The sequence below is a fragment of the Rhodopirellula sp. SH410 genome (assembly GCF_055811895.1).
Map to the genome: position 1 here is coordinate 4,838,859 of NZ_CM147949.1, position 20,223 is coordinate 4,859,081.

The 20,223-nt window shown below is 55.4% G+C and carries 14 protein-coding genes and 1 tRNA gene; 5 read left to right on the forward strand and 10 right to left on the reverse strand.

What is annotated here, in order from left to right:
* Positions 1-321: 321 nt before the first annotated feature.
* Positions 322-1,596, reverse strand: a complete 1,275-nt coding sequence (locus SH410x_RS17720; protein ID WP_473669434.1) for an SGNH/GDSL hydrolase family protein — start codon at positions 1,594-1,596, stop codon at positions 322-324.
* Between the two features lie 303 nt (positions 1,597-1,899).
* On the opposite strand from SH410x_RS17720, the gene SH410x_RS17725 reads away from it, so the two are divergent.
* Positions 1,900-3,516 carry a transposase gene (locus SH410x_RS17725; RefSeq protein WP_473669436.1) on the forward strand — a complete coding sequence of 539 codons (1,617 nt, stop codon included), beginning with the start codon at positions 1,900-1,902 and terminating at the stop codon, positions 3,514-3,516.
* A 276-nt stretch (positions 3,517-3,792) separates the two neighbouring features.
* On the opposite strand, the gene SH410x_RS17730 is transcribed toward SH410x_RS17725, so the two are convergent.
* Positions 3,793-4,437, reverse strand: coding sequence for a 3-keto-disaccharide hydrolase (locus SH410x_RS17730; RefSeq protein ID WP_473669438.1), 645 nt, complete (start codon positions 4,435-4,437; stop codon positions 3,793-3,795).
* A gap of 214 nt (positions 4,438-4,651) precedes the next feature.
* Between SH410x_RS17730 and SH410x_RS17735 the strand changes: the two genes are divergently transcribed.
* Positions 4,652-4,918, forward strand: a complete 267-nt coding sequence (locus SH410x_RS17735; RefSeq protein WP_473669440.1) for a hypothetical protein — start codon at positions 4,652-4,654, stop codon at positions 4,916-4,918.
* A gap of 839 nt (positions 4,919-5,757) precedes the next feature.
* On the opposite strand, the gene SH410x_RS17740 is transcribed toward SH410x_RS17735, so the two are convergent.
* From SH410x_RS17740 to SH410x_RS17750, 3 genes are all read right to left on the reverse strand, one after another.
* Positions 5,758-6,909, reverse strand: coding sequence for an ISAs1 family transposase (locus SH410x_RS17740; RefSeq protein ID WP_473669442.1), 1,152 nt, complete (start codon positions 6,907-6,909; stop codon positions 5,758-5,760).
* Positions 6,910-7,000: 91 nt separating this feature from the next.
* Positions 7,001-9,406: a S8 family peptidase gene (locus SH410x_RS17745; protein ID WP_473669444.1), complete on the reverse strand. Its 2,406-nt coding sequence runs from the start codon at positions 9,404-9,406 to the stop codon at positions 7,001-7,003.
* Entirely contained in the window at positions 9,399-10,421 is a 1,023-nt protein-coding gene (locus SH410x_RS17750) for an AAA family ATPase (RefSeq protein WP_473669446.1), read from the reverse strand. The genes SH410x_RS17745 and SH410x_RS17750 overlap by 8 nt, the downstream gene beginning before the upstream one ends.
* Positions 10,422-10,649: 228 nt before the next feature.
* Between SH410x_RS17750 and SH410x_RS17755 the strand changes: the two genes are divergently transcribed.
* The 3 genes from SH410x_RS17755 (at position 10,650) to SH410x_RS17765 (ending at position 12,622) form a co-directional block, all read left to right on the forward strand.
* On the forward strand, positions 10,650-10,949 hold the full coding sequence (locus SH410x_RS17755; RefSeq protein ID WP_473669448.1) for a hypothetical protein: 300 nt from the start codon (positions 10,650-10,652) through the stop codon (positions 10,947-10,949).
* Between the two features lie 38 nt (positions 10,950-10,987).
* Positions 10,988-11,770: an ISL3 family transposase gene (locus SH410x_RS17760; RefSeq protein ID WP_473669450.1), complete on the forward strand. Its 783-nt coding sequence runs from the start codon at positions 10,988-10,990 to the stop codon at positions 11,768-11,770.
* Between the two features lie 75 nt (positions 11,771-11,845).
* Positions 11,846-12,622 carry a hypothetical protein gene (locus SH410x_RS17765; RefSeq protein WP_473669452.1) on the forward strand — a complete coding sequence of 259 codons (777 nt, stop codon included), beginning with the start codon at positions 11,846-11,848 and terminating at the stop codon, positions 12,620-12,622.
* 28 nt (positions 12,623-12,650) lie between these two features.
* Here the strand turns inward: SH410x_RS17765 and SH410x_RS17770 are convergent, their stop codons facing one another.
* From SH410x_RS17770 to SH410x_RS17790, 5 genes are all read right to left on the reverse strand, one after another.
* Entirely contained in the window at positions 12,651-13,259 is a 609-nt protein-coding gene (locus SH410x_RS17770; protein ID WP_473669454.1) for an HNH endonuclease, read from the reverse strand.
* A gap of 1 nt (position 13,260) precedes the next feature.
* Positions 13,261-13,605 carry a hypothetical protein gene (locus SH410x_RS17775; RefSeq protein WP_473669456.1) on the reverse strand — a complete coding sequence of 115 codons (345 nt, stop codon included), beginning with the start codon at positions 13,603-13,605 and terminating at the stop codon, positions 13,261-13,263.
* A gap of 745 nt (positions 13,606-14,350) precedes the next feature.
* A tRNA-Asp gene (locus tag SH410x_RS17780) sits at positions 14,351-14,424 on the reverse strand.
* 343 nt (positions 14,425-14,767) lie between these two features.
* Positions 14,768-18,262 (reverse strand): pyruvate carboxylase, encoded by a 3,495-nt coding sequence (locus SH410x_RS17785; protein WP_473669458.1) that lies wholly within the window; start codon positions 18,260-18,262, stop codon positions 14,768-14,770.
* A gap of 395 nt (positions 18,263-18,657) precedes the next feature.
* The gene (locus SH410x_RS17790; RefSeq protein WP_473669460.1) at positions 18,658-20,145 is read right to left on the reverse strand and encodes a hypothetical protein; all 1,488 of its coding nucleotides are present in this window, start codon (positions 20,143-20,145) and stop codon (positions 18,658-18,660) included.
* Positions 20,146-20,223 lie beyond the last annotated feature (78 nt).

Below are 20,223 nucleotides of genomic sequence, written 5' to 3' on the forward strand. Positions count from 1 at the left end.
GGATCGCATTTTGGATGCAATACAAATGGCTTACCTGAGCTGCATAACCGGATCGCGCCGTCGCGGGACGGGTGGACTCCTGTGATTCGGTCCGCTTGCTCTGGCGACGGGTTTGGAACGCGTCTGGCGCTTTTTGGGGCCGCGCACGCGTGTTTTGGTGCCACGCGTCGAAACCACGCTTGGCTCACCCACTGGACTCGGCATGCCGCAGAGATGCGTTCGACGCGGCTTGGAACGAATATTCTTGTTCGGCAATCGAGTCGGCCGCGTTCGACGTGAACTCAGCGGTAGACGTCTGTCGTTCTGGTTGGTTTGAGATGACTATCTCGAGCTTCCGCTCTGCGGCGGATCGTGTGAAAGCACCATGATCTGTCCGACCCAGAGGTTGGTGCCCTGGTACTTCGGTGACTTCAGCTCAACGTCCGGGTCTTTCAGACGCGACGCGACGCCCTGCCGATCGGGTTGTTCGGAATCGACTTCGACGGTCACGGTATGGACTTCATTGGGGTCCAATCCGCCTGCGACCCGCAGCGTCGCGATGCGATGGTAGGTGCAGTAACTGTCGAACCGCGGCACGGGCACTTCTTTGCGTTCCCCATCGACAGTGATGATGACTTGCCCGCCGTCGGGGCCCACGAGGTCGTATAGTCTTGCACCGGAGCCTTGGAACTGGAACGTTAATTTGCTGCCTGGCTGCGTGGCCTCCCAAATCGTCCCCAAGCGATTGCCAAATCTCTTTGCCAGCGTGGCGTCTGGTGGCAATGCTTTCCACTCCGGCGACAACATGCTGGGGGAGATTGGCACCATCTTGGCTGCTTCCCAATGATCCTCAACAAACGAATCCGCTAGCTTCGATTGGTGGTCGATCGGGATCGACGACTTGGCCATCTCGCTCACGGCTTCAGCAACGAGTTCGGTGTAGATCTGATGTCCATCATCGAGCGGGTGAACACCATCGGAGGAGAATCGCACGACATCCTTCTCGGTCGGTTCGGCCGATTGGAAGATCAGATTTCCTGCCGTCTCCAATTCAACAATTTCTTTCGCGAAATTGATGGAAGGGATTCCGTAGTGATCCGCCAGCATCTCCATTGCCGAAGCCGCCCGTGGGTTGAACCCCGTTCGTAGGTCATCCTCGTAGCCAACCCTAAAGGTGTAGACGAAACAGATATCGGTGCGTCCATTGGCGGCCCAAGTCTGTCGTACGATCCCCTCCATGGCCTTCCAAATTTGCTCCGGCTGTGCCCCGCCATCGTTGACGGCGAACTCGACGAACAACAGATCAGGCTGGTACTGCAATGCATCACGTTCGACTCGGTAGACACCGAGATCGCTACCCGTCCCGCCGATCGCCGCGTGAATCTCCGATACCTCGGCCTCCGGAAACTCTTCGCTGAACCATGCTCGTGACTTCACACGCCATCCGTTGGCGGCGGTAATCGATCCACCGAGATAAGCGATGCGAACCGTTTTGCCTTCATGCAGTTTTTGCAAGACGTTGCCCAAGCCGTCTCGTGGGCGAACGAGTTCGGCTCGGACGGGTGCAAACGTCGGTGACTCCGCATGAGTACACGCCACGGCAACAAGTGTCAGCAAAGAAAATACGCAGGATTTCAATGTCGGGGATCCAAATTCGGGGGGGCGGGGCGAAACAAAGTTGGTCGGCAAAACAAAGCGGGCGTCTGCGCATGAATCGGTTGAGACAGTGCGCAACGCCGCGCGTTTAGGAACGCGGGATCAATAACTGGCGTAGTGGATCTTGTTAAAGATCCATCCAGAACAGGATCTTTAACAGACGCGCCCGACAAAAGTCTCATGCTACCGGCTTCTTTCGTGGGCGAGATGCGTTACCTTTTGCTGTATGGATTTAGCTTTTTTCTTCGAGTGGTCGGTTAGTCAGTGAAAACCATCGAACTACCTACGCAGCAAAGACTTTTCGACCCGTTCGAGGGCGTCATCGGCCCCATGGGGCGAAAGATGATTGACAACGGATGGCAGGGCCTCCTTCGCGACGTGCTCTTGGAGCAGATGCCCATCGGCCTCGTCGGTGAGCATCTCAGTGACGATCAAGGACGACCAACCTTTGAGTTGCACGCGATCATCGCGCTCCTTTGGATCCGTGACTTTCAAGGTTGGACTGTCCCCCAGGCCCACGAAGCACTGCTGTTCCGAACCGACATCCAGTACGCACTGAACTTGGAGCCAAGCACCGAAGTCACTCAGCGAACCATTGAACGCTACATCGCTCGAATGCAAAGCAACGAGAAGATCAGTGAGGAGATCTTCGCAGGCGTTACCGACACCCTGCTGCAAAGCATGGAAGTCAAAGTCAAAAAGCAGCGTCTCGATTCCACCCATGTGCTCAGCGACATGGCTACCCTGGGACGCGCCCAAATGATCGGCGTGGCCCTGCGGCGGTTCTTCAAGAAAGTCGAAAAGCACGACGCTCAGTCTGGTTCGGCTAGGCTGATCGACCGATTTGACGACGAGCTTTTGGCCCGCTACCGCAAGCAATCCGACAGCCGAATCTTTGGCGACGCACGCACTACCGAACAGCGGAAAATTGCGTTGCAGCAAGCCGCCGAAGACCTCTGCTTAATCCTCAATGAATTAACCGAAACCAAGCCGATCTGCGACTGGGACTCCTTCAAACAACTGCAAACGATCTTTAACCAGCAGTGCGAACTTCGGGAAGAATTCGTCGAAGTTCGCAAGAAAACCGGCGGCCATGTGATCGTCAATCCGTCGGATCCCGACGCGACCTACAGCGGTCACAAAGGAGCCGGATACCAGGTTCAAATCGCCGAGACGTTCAACGAAGACGGCGAGCCGAACTTGATTACTTCGGCCAAAGTCGAAACCGCTGCGGACAACGACGCCGATGCGGTCTCGCCGGTGTTGGAGGACTTGAAAAAGCGGGACGCCATGCCAGACGAACTGCTGGCTGATACCGCTTACGGTGGCGACGCCAACGTCGAGTCGGCTAAGCAAGAAGGCGTCGAATTGGTCGCTCCGGTGCCAGGCTCGAAGAAGTACGATGCTGATGAAATCGGCTACGACCAATTCAAGCTCAACTGCGCCGGTGAACTGGAGTCTTGCCCGGCTGGTCACGCTCCCGAGTCGACCAACTACAACGCCAAAGGCGACTACACTTTCGCACAGATGGATCCCGAGAAGTGCCAGCACTGCCCGCTGCTTGCACACTGCCGCGTTCAACGCAATCGGGACACCGAGCAGCCGACCGGCCGCATTCAATTTACCGGCAGTGCGGTTCGAGCCGACGCGCGTCGTCGCCACGAGCAGAGCGACGAGTTCCGCGATAGGTACCGTTGGCGGTCGGGTATCGAAGGGACCAACGGTTGCCTCAAGCGAATGATGGGCTTGGGTCGGCTCCGCGTTCGCGGCCACAATGCGGTGAAGCTTTCGATCCTACTGAAGCTGGCCGGTTGGAATCTGCTTCGAGCGGTGGCAATGCGCCGCCAGCGAAAGAATTCGCTCCAATTGGCCATTAACTAGGAAAAACAGGGGCAATAGGCGACTAGGACGACGGTTCATGTAGAGCCTGCGACTCCTCGACAGTCAAACCAGGGCCTCCAGAGACCCCCGGCTAAAAACTTTTGCACCACCAAAAAAAGTCGCCCGCAGCAAAGCTACCTAATGTCGGTTGCGTCTTAACAAGATCCACTACGGTAAACCCGTCACTTGTTGTTCCTGTTATCCTTAGCCGGGAAATCTCGACCCGTTGGTAATACGGTTCAACGAGTGGTTCGGAAGAATGGCTCTCCGAGGTGCCTATTCCAGTTCACGCAGCTTTAGATTTCGCCAACGAACTTCGTAGGGGCCGGTTCCTTTCGCGATGCCGTGGACTTGCAAGCCAATGAACCCTTCGGGGTGAGAGGCGAAACGTTCGGCGTGTGTAAGATCCGAGACTTGGGTCCCGTTGATCCAGGTTTGAATCTTGTTGCCTTTCGCCACCACGCGGTACGTGTTCCATTGATCGTTCTTGAACAGGTCGGTCGGCTTGCGTTCGTTGTCCGGGGTCATCCAACCACCGGCGGCTTCGCCATAGATGTAGCCAGCCATCTTGTCGTAAGAAATTTCGACCTGTGGACCGTTGACACGACCTTTGGGGTCATCGCCAGCGGTTTGAGAACGAATTTGGACACCCGAGTTCAAGCCTGGATCGAGCTTCACCTCGAAGGTCATCTCGAAATCGCCATAGTGCTTGTCCGTGCAGATGAACGAGTTCGGGCTTCCCTCAGCGGTTTTGCCAACGATCTCATTATTTTCGATGCGGTAGGTCGCCGTTCCGTTTCGCTGTGTCCAACCCTCGAGATTCTCTCCGTTGAACAAATCGACAAAGTCGTTGCTGTCAGCGGCCGTGAGCGTGATGGCGGTGGTCAACAGTAAAATCAAGGATGCAATGGATCTTCGCATGTCTTTCAATCTCTCGGGGTTTTGAAATATTTCGGTAAAGGGGACGGTCGCGTCCAGCCCATAGCATAGTGTCTGCGACTCGCTCCGGTGGGAGTTTGGTGGCTCGAAAACATCTTCGACCCGACCGGCTTCGCTTCAACAAGCACGCGAGTAGCCGGGGAACGCGTTTTGGCGTCACCGCAACCGTACGCCGGCACCCAATAGCGATGCCGCGTTGACTTGTTCAGTAGACGGCGACGGGGGGCGGTCATCCTTCGACGACGCCAACCAGTACATGAAGAACGGCACGTTGATGCGGCAGGTCGTCAACAAGATCAACGAGATCGACTTCAACAACAGCAAAGACCGGCACCTGTTCGGCGACGTCTACGAGCAAATCCTCAAGGACTTGCAATCGGCGGGCAACGCAACAGCAAGCGCGCACGCTTGCATCTCTTGTGAAGGGCGAGATCGAACGACGCACCGACGCTTAGCGCATTGAAGACTTCTGGAGTGAAGGATGCTCGGACATCTGACATCCATTTCGCTTCCGCATTGCCATTTTTTTGATACGGCGTATAACTGCTGTCGCAGATCTCAACGCACTGAACGATGGCCATGAGTTCGGTGAGCGTGCATTGCCGACCGATTTTGCGAAGGCATTTGATGATTCGACCGCATGAAGTATAGGAAAGCAATGATCCGGCACACACGCGACCGAGCGGTGTGAGGAACAGTTTGCGTCGTTCGCCATCAAGCATCTCGTTGTCTAGCAATTCTGAGACCGCCGCATCGACATCATCGCGGAGATCATCAAGACTGCCGGGGGCGTCGCTACAGCGTAGATACCTGCGTAAATAAACCCTGCAGTTGAACATCATCGTCCAGCAAGCTGCAAATCGCATTGGCCAGTTCGCGAGCTGCTTGTCCCTTGGTCATTATTGGGGCCGGTGCCGTAGGTAGCGAGAATAGACGGGGTCATACGAATGTACTAATTCTCAAACAAGCGAACGCTAGTTTGACTTCCATAAAATGATCATGGAGAAACCGAGATTCTCCGTGTGTTACACGATTGAGTGAGTATCAACAATCCCTCAACTGCGGTCCACAACGAAGAGCTCAGGTGAGATCTATTGTCTCGATTCACATCGCTCGACGCAAGCAAAAAAATCCTCAATCGCCTCTCCAGAGCACGTCGCGAGCAAGTGCGGAAAAGATGACGAGTACGGAAAAGGCGACGGGGGTGAATGGAACGGGAGTTGTTTTGAGATTCAAACCGTGGCTTCCGCTCGCGTCTGTACGATGACGTCGATTGCGTTTGCGATCCACGGCAAACGCACACTATAGCACGGGAATTCCCAGTACTTTAGCGAGATAGTCCAGGTTCCAACCAGCGACTCGTCGCCTCATCGCAACGCTGTACTTGTCGTCTTGCTGCTTCAGCATGCTCAGACCGAAGCGTTTCAGCCACGCCATATTGTTCGCAGTGTTTCGCTCGCGGACTCGATTTTCATCCTCGCGGAATGTCACATCGAGGCACCAATGAAGCGTGTTCTCGATCGCCCAGTGACCGCGTACGTAGCGAGCAAACTTCTTTACTCCCGGTGCAATCGAAGCGATGAAGAATCGAACCTCGGTTGAGGACTTTGAGCCACTCTCACTTTGCCGGATAGCGACACCTATCGTACGTAATCCTGACCATTTGTCGAAGTTCGCAAGTTCCTTCGGAGCCCGCATATGGTAGTAGGTGATTTCATCCACACGACCGTGTCCTTTGAGAGTCTCAGCGTAGCGGCGTACCTTGATGTCCGCGAAGTCATTTTCCATATGCTTGGTGACATAGTCCCGTACCGAGTCATGCAGCTTTCCCTGGTTGCCCTTGAGCGCAAGAACAAAGTCGCCTTCGCCATCAATGATCTTCTTAGCAATCTCTCGCTGACACCCTGCAGCGTCGATCGTGACCACCGCCCCCTTGATTTCAATATTGTCCAGAAGTTCAGGAATCGCAGTGATTTCGTTAGATTTCTCTTCCGTGGCGAGTTGCCCAAGGCTGATCGAGCGATCGACTGCCCAGGCGCTAACCAACCACAAAGGCCCCAGTCCTTTTGACCGATCGTGGCTGCGTCGGAGAGCCTTACCGTCAATCGCGATCTGATTCATAGCGGCATCTTCCTCCAACGGTGCAACCTTTTGAATCCATGCCTGGAAACAGTTCTGAAATGCGAGTGGCTTGAGGGCTGCAAGCAAGCGTCCCAAGGTATCGTGAGACGGAATACCGTTGGGGAGTTTGAGATGCTTTTTCAACCATGCTTGATTAGTGTCCGCCCAGATGCCGATTGCTTGCGGTCCATCGGCTCCTGCAATGACCGCCATGATACAAATGACGAGTAGATCGCCGAAGATATGGAGTCGATTAACGTGGGAACGCGGGTCGTTGAGTTCGTCAAAACAAGTGAGTATCGAATCGACGTTATCGAACTGGATTTCGGCCATAGAGATGAACTTTGGAAAGCGATGGGAAGCAAACAAATCACCCCCATATCATCACCTAAAAACCGGCCGAGCGCAACTCGACGCATGCTGCCTATTTAACCCAAAGTGCGCGTTGGCCGTGGTTTGCGATCTCAGTGTAAATTGGAATCGTTGCGCCAACGTCTTCGATGCGAACCACGACGGCGAACGGGATCGGCTCAACGGCACGCCCCCAACGCTTGTGACTGGCGATCGCAAGGGTGTAGTGGTTGTCGCTGTATTCGTCGCGGTGCTGTGTCCAATCATGCCAATCGTGTTGGATCGTCCCACGTGAGCGTCGGGTAATTCGATGCTCGAACATCACTTCGTTGGGTAAATCGACTTCCAGGACACCTTCTTCGTCTTCTTCAATCGATGCGGACATTGCGTCGACAACCGCATTGCGGTCGATGTTTCCTCGAAACATTCGCCACTTTAGATCAGCACCGAAGTAGCTCTCCAGTCCCCATCTCTGAACCTCGGGGTAGTGAGCCACGGTGACAGTCAGTCGCTTCCGGTCGGTGGATGCTGCCAAGACGCTCGGTATCGGTATATCAAAAAAAGCGACCTTGTTCGGCTCGATCGCCCCCTGATGGAACAACACGATCGAGTAGTCGTCACATTCCGTGGCACGCAATGCATCTGGGATTCCGTAGCCAAGCACATCGAGCCATTTTTTCTTGCCGACGGTATTCAGTACTTCCACCACGCGTTCCAGGTCGCCGCGGTAACTAGCCGAGTTGACCAGAAACGCCTTCAGCAATGGAGCGGTAATGTGATCCAGGCCAAGTTGATTGAGTTCGCGATGAATCCTAGCCAGTTTGTTGGCGACGCGGGGGGCGGCAAAGCTGGTGCCATAGCTGTGCGTTGCGGCTGGCGTCAGCTTATGGCTTGCCATGACGACATTAGACGCGGGGTTTGCGCGTACAGATGTTCGCCCGACGTCGCTGACGAGGTTGCCACCGATGTCGACCAGTTCAGGCTTGGTCTCACCCTTAATTCCCGGTCCCGAACGAGTGAACGGCGAGGGTTCGTACTGCTGTGCAAGCGTCGTGTCGGGCGTGCCAGCCACGAGCGTACCACTGGCAATGGAACCGACGCTCAAAGCGAGTGCCGCGTGCCCTGGGTCCAGAATCCGCGAATCATCATCGCAAAGGTAAGTAGGGTAGTCGCCACCTGATTTCAGCGAATCCAGAATGGTCGCGGGGTGAATATTGCCGGATGCGGTCACGAACACGACGTCATACTCGCGACTCAGTCGATCAATCGTTCTAGCGGTCCACGACGTTCGCGATTGAGTTCGCTTGCTGTCTTGGTTCCACTTCTTCGCCAGATCGGCAACGGACAGGTTGAAGATCCGTACGCCCAGCGGTGCAAAGTGCTTGACAACATCTTCGAGAACTCTTGAGAAGAGGCGGCCATCTTCGATCTGATTGGTTGCATCCAGAATCCGAGCACTGGCGATCCATGCCGTCGCTGTATTCTCAGCCCCCTCGGCCAAGTTCAGCACGTAGTACGAGGCCAACGAAGCGACGCCTGAGCCGTGTCCATTTTCGTCGTAGGGTGCGTCGGGATCGTGCTTCAAGAACGATTTGACGAGATCGGTTTTCGTCACCGGTTCTAGAAACGGATTGCCGGGTGATATTCCCGAATCAATGATACAAACGGTTGCTGCATCGTCAGACGGTGGTGAGATAGCAGCCAGCTTCTCAAACTGGAAGCTATGCCATGTCATGTGAAACGTCTCGAACCTTGGTTTTGGCTCGAACCACGCGATTCGTCGCTGCCATTGGTCTTCTTCAACCAATCGTTTGAACATTGCACCCGAGCAACGAATGACGGCTCGGCAGACTCCAGCACTCCGCTCGTGCTCGAAGAGTGTTCCGTGGACGCCGCTCGCAAACGCGTTGTTGAGGTCCCGCAACATTTCGGCGATCTCTGCTGATTGCTGGTTCTTGCCTTGAGCAAGCGATAGCAATTCGATTTCGCAGATGAACGTCGGCTGCTTCGTCTTGACGATCGATTCGTACTCGGCCAGAAGTTCGTCGCTTAGCCGGTCCTTCGGATCTCCCTGCTCGATGTCCTCGATACGAGCAAAGTCTTGGCCGGGCAGGAACCCTGGTCCTTTCGGTTCATCCGTTTTAAATTGCTTGATCTTTTGAATGAACGCGTCGAGGTTGTCTTCCTTGGGAACGACCAAGGTGACATGTTCAGACCGATCAACGAGTGCCTTGAGACCGGTCCCCGACAGATTGATTGGACCGTCGTGCGTGACCTTGAAGAAGATCGCCTTGCGTTGCTCGTTGGTCAGACGATTGAGTAGCTTGTGCAGCCCATCGACTTTGACGCCCAGTACGCGAGCGATCTCTCCACGACGGGCTAGCACTTCCGGGGCCAACGGCTGGCGGCGAGGTTTCTCGGGACGTCGGTCTTGGTACGTCGGTTCGGCAAGTGATTTGGGTGGAAACTCGTTATTCATCCGATCCGGCTTGTACCTGGCTCATTGCAGAAAACATTTTCTGCAAATATTTCAACTGACGCGTGACGTGCTCCGCCGTCAACTGCGTCTGATCCTCGAGAATCATCGACTTGATGGCATCCACCAGGACGTGTTCGATCTGGGCAAAGGTCATGCCGGAGGTCTTCTTGACCAGCGATTCGATTCCGCCTTGGTAGGCAACGCCATTGAGGTGATGCTGAATGAACGATTTGCGAAGGGCAGGTGTCGGCTTCGGAAACACGATGACGTCATCGAAGCGACGCCAGATTGCAGGGTCGAGCAGATACTGGTGATTGCTGGCACCGACGAGAATACTTTCCTTCGCGGCGAACGAGTCCATGGCCTGCAGCAGACTGTTGACGATCCGCTTCAGTTCGCCAACATCGTTGGCATCGTCACGGTTCTTGGCAATCGAGTCGATTTCATCAAACAGGATCACCATCGGCGTCTCCTGGGCGATATCGAACACGCGCTGAACATGAGACGCCGTGTCTCCCATGAAACTAGAGATCAAAGCGCTGAGCCGCACCACACCGACTTTCAGATTGAATTGATTGGCGAGATGATGGGCAGTGAGAGTCTTGCCACATCCCGGCGGTCCCCAGAAAAGCAGCTTTGACTTGGGCGAGTAGCCATATCGTGCCAGCTTCTTCGCATTCCGTCGCTCGTCGATCACACGATCGATGCGTGATTGGGTCGCTTTATCGAGAACCAGGTGCTCGGTACTAGCTGGCTCGTGGAAAATGGTCAGTAGTTCTTCGCCCGAACGTCGGTCGCGTGGCAGCACGGACATCGATCCAGAGCGTCCCATACTTGACGAAGCGGATCCGAGCGCGGATCGCAGCTCCTTGGCGACCGAGTGATGGTTCCCCGCGAGTTGTTCATCGATGATCGACTGAGCGATTTTACGAAAGGCCGCATCGTTCTGATCACGATAGGCACGAAAAAGCCGTAAAAGCGAGTGAATCTCGGTCATCTGTTCGTTGTGGGACATCGTGAAACTGGACTCCATGCCGTTCTTTCAAAGCTCCATACCAATGGGGTTGTTATCAACCTTTGTGGCAATCACGCCACACCGAGATTAATGATAACACAAGTAAACGGGCCTGGCATTCACGAACATTTCGTGGCTCGCGGCGAACGAGCGTCTGCTCCCGCTGCTCATTGGCTTCTGATCGCGATTGAATTGCCATCGGCGCGAGCCTCGTGATAGTGTCTTGCTATGAACAAGCCGCCTCCCACTAAGCCTGATTTTCCAGACGGATTCACCATCCGCGATGAAGCAAACTCGCTGGTAGCATCCGCCTTCCGCAATGGTCCCCTGGAGAATTTGCACGCTGGAAAACACTCCGATCTTCTCGAAGACGCGAGCCTTAGTCGAATCACGGACACGGAAATGAAGACGCTGATGATCAACGCCTCCCAAACGCTTACGCGTTGGCTGCAACTCCGAGTCGACAATCCAGAAGAATATCGTCGCAAGGTGATGGAGTATGGTGCGATGTACTGTTACATAGGCTGATTGAAAGAGCCGTTGCCCGGGGCATCGATCGACGGACATTGATCGAGATCAAGCACGTCGGCATTGACGAAAAGAGCCTCGGCAAAGGTCATGACTACGTCTCGGTATTGACCGACCAGGATCATCGGCGAGTTCTTGATGTAACCAAGGATCGCACCATCGTGGCTACGGATGAACTTTGGCAAACGCTCAACGAAAACCAGCGAAATGGGGTTGAATCGGTGTCCCTGGACATGTGGCAGGCATTCATGACCAGTTCCAACAAGAATGCTCCCAACGCGGAGATCGTGCACGACAAATTCCATGTCAGCAAGTATCTCAATGAGGCCGTCGACAAGGTGCGACGAAGGGAGCACCGCGAGCTCAAGTCCGAAGGCGACGAACGACTGACGGGCCTGCGTCAGTTGCTGCTATACAACGAAGAAAATCTCAATGAGGATGGTCAGGTGGAGATGCAGATCCTTCAGAAGAGTGATCTTCAAACAGGTCGTGCTTGGGCGATCAAAGAGAACTTTCGCCATTTCTGGTTGAGCGAAGATTCCAACTCGGCGGATACGTTCTTTCGCTCGTGGTACGGCTGGTCGATTCGCAGTCGCCTGGAGCCAATCAAGAAGGTCGCCCGAATGCTTAAGAGCCATCTTCCAGGACTGCTGAGCTACTTTCGGCACCATGTCACCAACGGGCTAGCCGAAGGATTCAACAGTAAGATTCAGTCCATTAAGTCAGCTGCAAGAGGCTTTCGTTCCTTCGCCAACTATCGACTCAGGATTCTATTTTACTGTGGCAAACTCGATCTGATGCCGGAAATCGCGTGCCACTAAAATCCGAGAAGAACCAGATTTTGTGTGTCAATTTTGTGCAGTAAGCACATCACCTTAGTTATAAACAAAACTGAAATGCGTTCCGAGAAAGAACAATGTGGTGTATGTCGACTATGCAAGCAGCATCGCAGGCTTCGCAATAGCCATATCTGGCCATCGTTTGGGTACCGCGATTTCGTCTCCGATCGAGAAAAAGGAGGCGCGTTTATCAACCTGGAAACCAATCGCTATTTCCCCAAGCAGTTAAAGCGTTATTGGTACTGCAGTGATTGTGAGCAAGTCTTTTCACGGGGAGAAAAGTACGCAAAAGAAATGCTAGCTGAAATTGATGAACAGAACCCATCGCCGACTGAGTACGACGAACGGTTTCACACTTTCTGCACTTCGATTTCACTTCGCACGCTGGAATACTGTGGAAAAATAGAGTCGTTGCCCAAGCGAAGCGAAGTAAAGTCCGCACACAAATGCTGGAGGGAACATTTGCTCGGAAAACGCTCAGAAGTTTTACCATTTTCGATCCACTGCTTCCTGCTATACGACAAAGACCTGTCGATGCACAAGGCGATGGGGGGACACGTTTTTTACGATGAAAACCTAATACTATCTCAGGTCGGTCCGCTGTTTATTGTTGCGTTGCTCAGCCGGCGACAACTTTCAATTCGCGATCTCGATATTTGGTCTCAAAGTTTGGTCTCTCCAAAGAGAGAGACCTTGATGCCCTGGAAAGAATGGCGACCCAATGGGAACATCACCACTTCATTCTTCGGTGTACTGGTGAAACACCAACGAGAAGTTGTCGAGCGGATCACCTCTCAAAATTGGGGCCTTGATGTGGAATCCACTTCCGGTTGACGTTGAACGTTGGCGTCGAGTTGTGAACCTAAACGATGAACCCGTCGGATAGATTGCCGCCAGCATGCATTGCAAAATAAGAACGCTCGACTCCTTCTGGCCGAGTGTTGCTTGGCGGCGTGAATACCGACAAGTCTGGAATGTCGTCTGGGTAACTCATCAATGAAGCGAAGAGTTCAGGATCATTCTTTTGGCAAATGTCGATGATGCGCATCCAAGTGAGCCGCCATCGAACTAGATTCGTCGAATTCAATCCCATCACCGCAATGACGCGGCGTGCTTCGTCGGTCAAACCTGAAAGTCGTCCATCGAGATGGACTCGGACAGCCGATTCCAAAAGAGCCTGTGCTGGATCTGGGACCTGCCGTTTTCCTTTGCGGAGATTACAGGCATGGCACGAGTAGACAAGATTGCCGTAATCCAAGCTCGCCTCTGGCGAACGAGCCACCGGCTCGAAATGGTCGAGGTCAAATTCACCGAGTCGCTTTCCCCACTGTTCTCGGATCAGACAGTACACACAGCGAAACGAAAACTCGTCACGCAACCACGGCCGGAACGATTGGACATCCGAGTAGCCACTCGGCCCGTGACGACGAACTAGCGGTCCGCCGGGGTATGTGAACGCAAGCGGCGGCACACTACGCATCCGGTTGAGAGAGTAGCCGCTTGTGTAGCTTAAGAGCTTCTTCCATTGGTGGTGATGCTATTTCATCGAAGTGCTGCTCTGCCATCCTTTGCAGGCCCGCAAGCTCGGTACGTTCAGGCACACTGATGGTGCCAGCAATTTCGCGATCAATCAACTCACAGCGTCGATCGTCTTTGGCCTGCGTCCACTGAGAATCATCTCCGTTCGCCCCGACTTCCTCGGCAACAAACCGGGTCACGGCTAGTTGGATCAAATGCACAACGTCTTGACCGGTCTCGTTAGCACGAGCGGTAAGGCAATGCTGGATATCGGCAGGAAGATCAATTTCGTACTTCATGCCTTCATTGTATCACGGAAAACGGCCAAAAAGCCAGCGATTACTGCGGTATCCACGCACGCTGGAAGCGTGACCAGGGCATTTTCGCCACAAAGAAAGGGATTTTGCTGATTTCCGCATTCGTCAATTGGCGGTTCTCGGGTGACGAGGGATGGCTAGTTTCGGCAGACTCTCGCTCCAGTAATGGGATCGTACTCAGGAACACTTGGCGGATGGAGGGCAAACCAAACTTCCTGGTGATTCGCGTTAACCCGCACGATTTCGTGGTAGATCTGTTCTAGTTGGCGGCGAACAGCTTGTGGGTGGTGTTGTCCAGCAATCGGAAAATCGGAAGACACGACATTTGAATAGACTTCCACACCCAGGACGACAATTCGATACTCTCGCGAAGCAAGGCTCCTACGCGGCAAATCTCTCGGATGCTGAATCGACAATCCCGGCATCTGCCGATCACGTTTTCGAAATTGTTCTCCCGCCCTTTCGACATCCTGTCGGAACGAAGCGAGAAGTTGCGTCGACTCGGATACCTTTACGGTGGAACCGGCGAGTTACACTGCCCAAGAAGCAAGCACACCTACCCAATTGGAATAGATACCCTTTGAGTCCTAAGCGGATGCAGGCGGGTACCAAATGGGTAGTTAACGGGTGCAAACGGTACGAAAAAGTGCTATTCTGAGTGATGTTTACCACCCACGAGCATGAAAAAACCCTGCCGTAACAAAAAGTTACGGCAGGGTTTAGGAAGCGACGCGGACGGGACTCGAACCCGCAACCTCCGGATCGACAGTCCGGGGCTCTAACCAATTGAGCTACCGCGCCTTCATTTGAAGACATTCGCCTTGAAAAAAGGCGGTGAGCGAAAGTGTCTTTTGTGACTCGTTCGCTCGTGTGGGTGGAAGTATATCGATGCTGCTGAGTCGTGCAAGAGGTGTCAGCACGCAGATCCAAAATTCTCGAAATTTCTCCGTTTCACGGGGTGGGATTGTACCGAATAGGGTGTTTTCGCCCCTCCGCGGCTGGAGGGTTCGGTACCACTTTTAGCCTGGGGCTCATGCCCCAGGCATGCTACTGTTGCCGCTCCGAGACTGCCGAAGCGAGGGATTCACGCCCTTGGGGCGTGGCACCGTCGCTCGTCGGCTCTTTAAGAGTCCGTGGGTCTCTTCTATTTGACGATCGCGAGCAGGTTGCCTGCTTCGACCTGCGTCCCGGCGGGGGTGTGGATCGTTTCCACGGTCCCGTCGATTGACGCGTTGATCGTCGTTTCCATCTTCATGGCTTCGAGCACGAACAGTTTTTGGCCCGCTTTGACTTTATCACCGACAGCCACTGCGACGGTGATTACCATTCCGGGCATCGAGGCAGGGATGTGTGTCGGATCGTCGGCGTCGGCTTGGATGGCCGCTTTGACCTGGACGTCGAGCGATCGATCGATCACGGCGACTTCTCTGGGTTGGCCGTTGAGTTCGAAGAACACCGTGCGACTGCCATCGGGATGGGGCTGGCCGACGGCGAGGAATTTGACGATCAAGCGTTTGCCGGGCTCGATATCGACGGCGATTTCATCGCCCGGTTCTTGGCCGTACAAAAAGTTGGGTGTGGGCAATGTTCCCACGTCACCGTATTTCTCGCGGTGTGCGGCGAACTCCTTGAACACCTTGGGATAGAGCAGGTACGTGACCGCGTCTCGGTCGCTCGGTTTCTCCTTGGTCATCTCCGCTGCGGTGGCGCGGGCGGCGTCCATATCAGCGGCAGGCATGGTGGCACCGGGGCGTTCTTTGAGCGGTTCGGCTCCGGCCAGAATGACTTTGGTAACATCCGCGGGGAAACCGCCGGGCGGTTGGCCCATGCGGCCGCCGATCAGATCGAGAACGCTGGCGGGGTATGCGTGCTGTTTGTTGGACGTCAGGACTTCGTCGGCCGACATCTTGTTAGCGACCAAGAACAACGCCATGTCGCCGACCGCTTTGCTGGTGGGGGTGACTTTGACGATGTCGCCGAAGAGTCGATTGACGTCCGCGTAGGCTTGGCACACGCCTGACCAGCGGTCAGCCAGCCCCAGGGCGCGGGCTTGTTGGAACAGGTTGGTGTACTGCCCACCGGGCATTTCGTGGTCGTACAAGTCGCCGGTTGCCGGCAACACGTCACTTTCGAAGGGGCGATAGAACTCGCGAGCGGCTTGCCAGTACGTCGCCAGGTTCGTCAGCGCACGGGTACTGAGTGCTGATTCGCGTTCGGTATAGCGAAGGGCCTCGACCAGGGTGTTCAGGTTCACTTGGCTGGTGCCACCGGACATCGGTGCCAATGCTGCATCGGCGATCTGCAATCCTTCCCCCGCGGCGGCCAATAGCGTCGAGGCTTGAATGCCCCCGGTATCATGCGTGTGCAGATGGATGGGGATACCAATTTCTTCACGCAAGGCCCGCATCAGCGTTACCGCGGCGGTGGGCTTGAGCAGGCCAGCCATGTCTTTAATCGCGAGCAGGTGGGCACCACCGGCTTCGAGTTTTTTAGCCAGATCCACGTAGTACTTGAGGTTGTACTTCGTGCGACCGGGGTTCTGTAAATCGCCGGTGTAGCAGATCGATGCCTCGCAAATGCCGCCTTCGGCCAAGACGGCGTCCATCGCGACACGCATGTTCTCTTCCCAGTTCAATGCATCGAACACGCGGAAGATATCCATGCCGGCTTGGACCGCTTCATGCACGAATGCCCGGACGACGTTGTCGGGATAATTCGTGTATCCGACCGCGTTGCTGGCTCGTAGCAACATTTGCGTGAGAATATTGGGGACGGTGGCGCGAAGATCGGCAAGCCGCTGCCACGGGGACTCGTTGAGAAATCGCATGCTGGTGTCGAATGTCGCACCACCCCACATTTCAAGCGAGAACAGCTCGGGGGCGAGATGCGCATAGGCCGGGGCAATCTGCAACATGTCGTAGCTGCGCACCCGCGTGGCGAGCAGGGATTGATGGGCGTCGCGCATCGTCGTATCGGTGATCAACAGTCCCTTCTGCTGGCCGATCCAGCGGGTCAAGCCGGTAATCCCCTCTTCGCGGAAGATATCAGCCGTGCCACGAGGTGGTTTGGATCGCTGCGGATAGTCCGGAATCGGGGCGGGCTCCGTGCGCAGGGCGACAGGGCGTCCCACGGCGAGCGGGTTGCCGTTGACGATCGTTTCGGCCAGGAACGTCAGCAGTTTGGTCGCTCGGTCGCGGCGGCGTGGCAAGCGGAATAGTTCCGGCGTGGTGTCGATCAACCGCGTGGTCGCTTCTCCGGCCAGGAACGTGGGATGATTCACCAGTTTGAGCAGGAACGGGATGTTGGTTTTGACGCCGCGAATCCGGAACTCCTGAAGCACACGATCCATCCGCGAGGCGGCGGCGGCAAGTGTCGGGGCGCGGGCGGTAACCTTCACCAACATGGAATCATAAAATGGGTTGACGACGGCGCCACTGTAGGCACTCCCTGCATCGAGCCGGATCCCCAGTCCCGCGGCCGACCGGTAGTGACTGATCCGCCCATAGTCAGGCCGGAAATCCGCTGCCGGGTCCTCCGTCGTGACGCGGCACTGCATCGCAAAGCCGTTGGTGTGGATGGCGTCTTGCGAGCCGAGTCCAACCTGCTCGCTACCGAGCGGATTTCCTTGTGCGATCAGAATCTGGCTGCTGACAATGTCAATTCCAGTGACTTCCTCGGTGACGGTATGCTCGACCTGGATCCGTGGATTGACTTCGATGAAGTAAAATTTGTTCTCGTCCACATCGAGCAAGAATTCGACCGTGCCGGCATTCTCATAGCCATTGCCCCCGCCGACGACGCGGCCGATTTTCAGTGCGGCTTCGCAAAGATCCAATCGCATTTGCGGTGACAGGTTCGGTGCCGGTGCGAGTTCGACCACCTTTTGGTGGCGGCGTTGGACGCTGCAGTCGCGTTCCCAGAGATGGACGAGGTTGCCGTGACGATCGCCCAGCAATTGGACTTCGAGGTGGCGTGCGCGCTGGACAAACTTTTCCAAAAACACTTCGTCGCTGCCAAAGGCCGTCTTGGCTTCCCGCTGTGCCGCCTCGAGTGCTGAGGCGAGTTCTTCCGGTTTTTGGACGACTCGCATGCCGCGACCGCCGCCGCCTTTGGAGGCTTTGAGAATGATCGGATAACCGAGTTTATTCGCGGCACTCTCAGCATCCTCGAATGACGCGACCGCAGCGGCCGTTCCGCTGAGTACGGGCACTCCAGCAACCTCAGCCAATTGCCGGGCGCTGGTTTTGTCACCGAGATCCCTGAGTGAACGCACGCTGGGGCCGACGAAAAGAATCCCCGCATCTTCGAGTGCTTGGGCGAAGTCAGGATTTTCCGACAGGAACCCGTAGCCGGGGTGGACGGCGTCAACGTCGTGTTTTTTGCAGATGTCGACGATCGCGTCGATATTCAAATACGAACGAATCGGCTCACCCGGTTGACCGATTTGGTACGCTTCGTCGGCTTTGAAACGGTGCAGCGCGTAGCGGTCCTCGTGGGAATAAATCGCTACGGTGCGAATGCCGAGTTCCGTTGCCGAGCGAAATACTCGCGTCGCGATTTCGCTACGGTTGGCGGCCAATAATTTACGAATTGGACGGATGGAATCGTTCGAAACGGCAGCATCTGCGGGTTGAGACATCATGCAAGTCGATAGCGAGGAAGCGAAGGGTGGGGAGACGCCCTAAAGCGTAACGAATTCGCCGTCCCAAGTGAAACTACCCTCCCAGTTTGATTCCCGTGTCGCGCCATTTTTGTGGTGGGGGAATCTGGCTACGCAAATAAAACTGATGGCGAGGTGTCTCCGATTTTTCTCAAGGTTCGTTCGACGGAGAGACGGCGGCTCCCTGGGGGGGCGAGGCAGCCGACATGAGTGGAATCGGTGCCGCAGCGGGCCAGTCCGCCAGTTAGGAACGAGCGGAAGATAAGTGGCCGAACGCTCCGCGGTCGGAATGATCGACCGCGGAGCGTTCGAACACAATTTCATTCGTTCCAGCGGCAGACGCAAGTTCCGAGGGACCCTCGACGTTGCATCTTTTACCGCATGCTTTCGTTCACCGCATCGATCTCCGCCCCGCTGGGGCGGATCATCTCGAAGTACTTTCGAATCGTTTGGCGGTGGCCGAGAGGGATTGATTCGGAATCCAGTACCGATTCGCTCAGGGCTTCATACTCTTGAGCCTTCTCGCGGTAGGCCCGTACGGATTGTTGCTGATTCGGGTCACTCGATTCGGTCTCGACATCGACGTCGCCCTGCGAGGATTCCTGACCCTTCAAGTTCATTTGCGGGTTGGTTTTCAGTTGAGCGGTCTTGAGTCCAGGCTCATTGCTGCTCTTGGCACTGCCCGCTTTGGTGCCACCTTTTTTGTTGGATTCGCTCCGGCTACGACATTCGCTCTCGCATTCGGACTTACACTCGCTCAAGCACTTGCACTGCTTCTTGAGTATGTCAGAGAGCAACTTGCGACGTGATTGTTTGCGTGCCTCACTAGCGAGACTCTTCATTCCGTCACTGAACGTGCCGCGTTTGCCTTCGCCCAGCCCCTGGCTGATCTTGCTGGCAGCTTCGGCGACCGACTTCTTTTGATTTCCGTCCCCCGATGCTTGCTGCAGCTTGTCAAGTTTTTCAGTGATCGCTTTCTCGGTTTTGTGATCGAGTTCAGGCATGTCCAGTTTCTCTAGCTCTTCGGCGGCCTTTTCCATGTCACCCTTGGCGAGCGATTGTCCGGCTTTCGCCATCGCCTGGGACAACGCCAACGCACTGCCGACTTCTTGCAGTTCCGCGGCGGCTTGCGGGTCGTCCAACTGCTGCTGCATTTCCTGTAGCGAAGCTTCCATCTCCGACAATGTTGCGAGTGCCTCCTTCGGATCCAGACCGGGTTCTTTCAGTTGTTCAATCAGAGCTTCGAGATCCTGAACTAATTCTTTCAACTCGGGGTCATCGGACTTTTCTTGCAGTTCCTTGAGATCCTCCAGGTCGTTTTCGACTCGTAGGGCCTGTTGGCTGACGACGTCGTTCCGGACTTCCGCCGCGGTCAATTTTGTTTTGGGGCCAGCAAAGACGGCCAACACGACTGCCGCGACACTGATGGCGATCGCAAGTGGCCAAGACGAAGGATGAGCGATCGGTGCGACTTGGTCCACGTTCATCCGCGAGACGTGTTCATCCGCATCGGCGAGTTGCAGCCGATGCAGGGCCGAAGTGGATTCACTCTTGGACGCACCATCAAACTGCAGCGCCGTCTGGGTGCGGTCTTTTAATCCACCGACACGGTCAATTGCTGCGGCGGCATGCCGGGTCGAACGCGAGGAAATCGAGGCGTAGATCAGCCCGACGATCGGACCGGCGAGGACCGCTGCTGCGATCCAAGTCCGTGCGATCCCCTCGGCTGAAAATAATCCCGCCACGCCGATGAGACAGGCAACCGTGCCGCTGATCAGTAGTCCTGCGCTGACGCAACGCCACTGCCACTGTCGCTGTTGGCGGCGACGGACGGTTTCGATCTGTTGTTGCAATCGAGTCATGAGCAGGAGTCCCGGGGAGGAGGTTGCTGGTGTGGGGGAAGAATCTCGCAAGTCTCCCCGCTCGCCCTCGCTCCGGAG

Bases quoted from the DNA above. Each gene is read 5' to 3' on its own strand.
- SH410x_RS17775 (WP_473669456.1), bottom strand. From the start codon at position 13,605: ATGAAGTACGAAATTGATCTTCCTGCCGATATCCAGCATTGCCTTACC.
- SH410x_RS17745 (WP_473669444.1), bottom strand. From the start codon at position 9,406: ATGAATAACGAGTTTCCACCCAAATCACTTGCCGAACCGACGTACCAA.
- SH410x_RS17740 (WP_473669442.1), bottom strand. From the start codon at position 6,909: ATGGCCGAAATCCAGTTCGATAACGTCGATTCGATACTCACTTGTTTT.
- SH410x_RS17790 (WP_473669460.1), bottom strand. From the start codon at position 20,145: ATGACTCGATTGCAACAACAGATCGAAACCGTCCGTCGCCGCCAACAG.
- SH410x_RS17755 (WP_473669448.1), top strand. From the start codon at position 10,650: ATGAACAAGCCGCCTCCCACTAAGCCTGATTTTCCAGACGGATTCACC.
- SH410x_RS17750 (WP_473669446.1), bottom strand. From the start codon at position 10,421: ATGTCCCACAACGAACAGATGACCGAGATTCACTCGCTTTTACGGCTT.
- SH410x_RS17730 (WP_473669438.1), bottom strand. From the start codon at position 4,437: ATGCGAAGATCCATTGCATCCTTGATTTTACTGTTGACCACCGCCATC.
- SH410x_RS17785 (WP_473669458.1), bottom strand. From the start codon at position 18,262: ATGTCTCAACCCGCAGATGCTGCCGTTTCGAACGATTCCATCCGTCCA.
- SH410x_RS17765 (WP_473669452.1), top strand. From the start codon at position 11,846: ATGCGTTCCGAGAAAGAACAATGTGGTGTATGTCGACTATGCAAGCAG.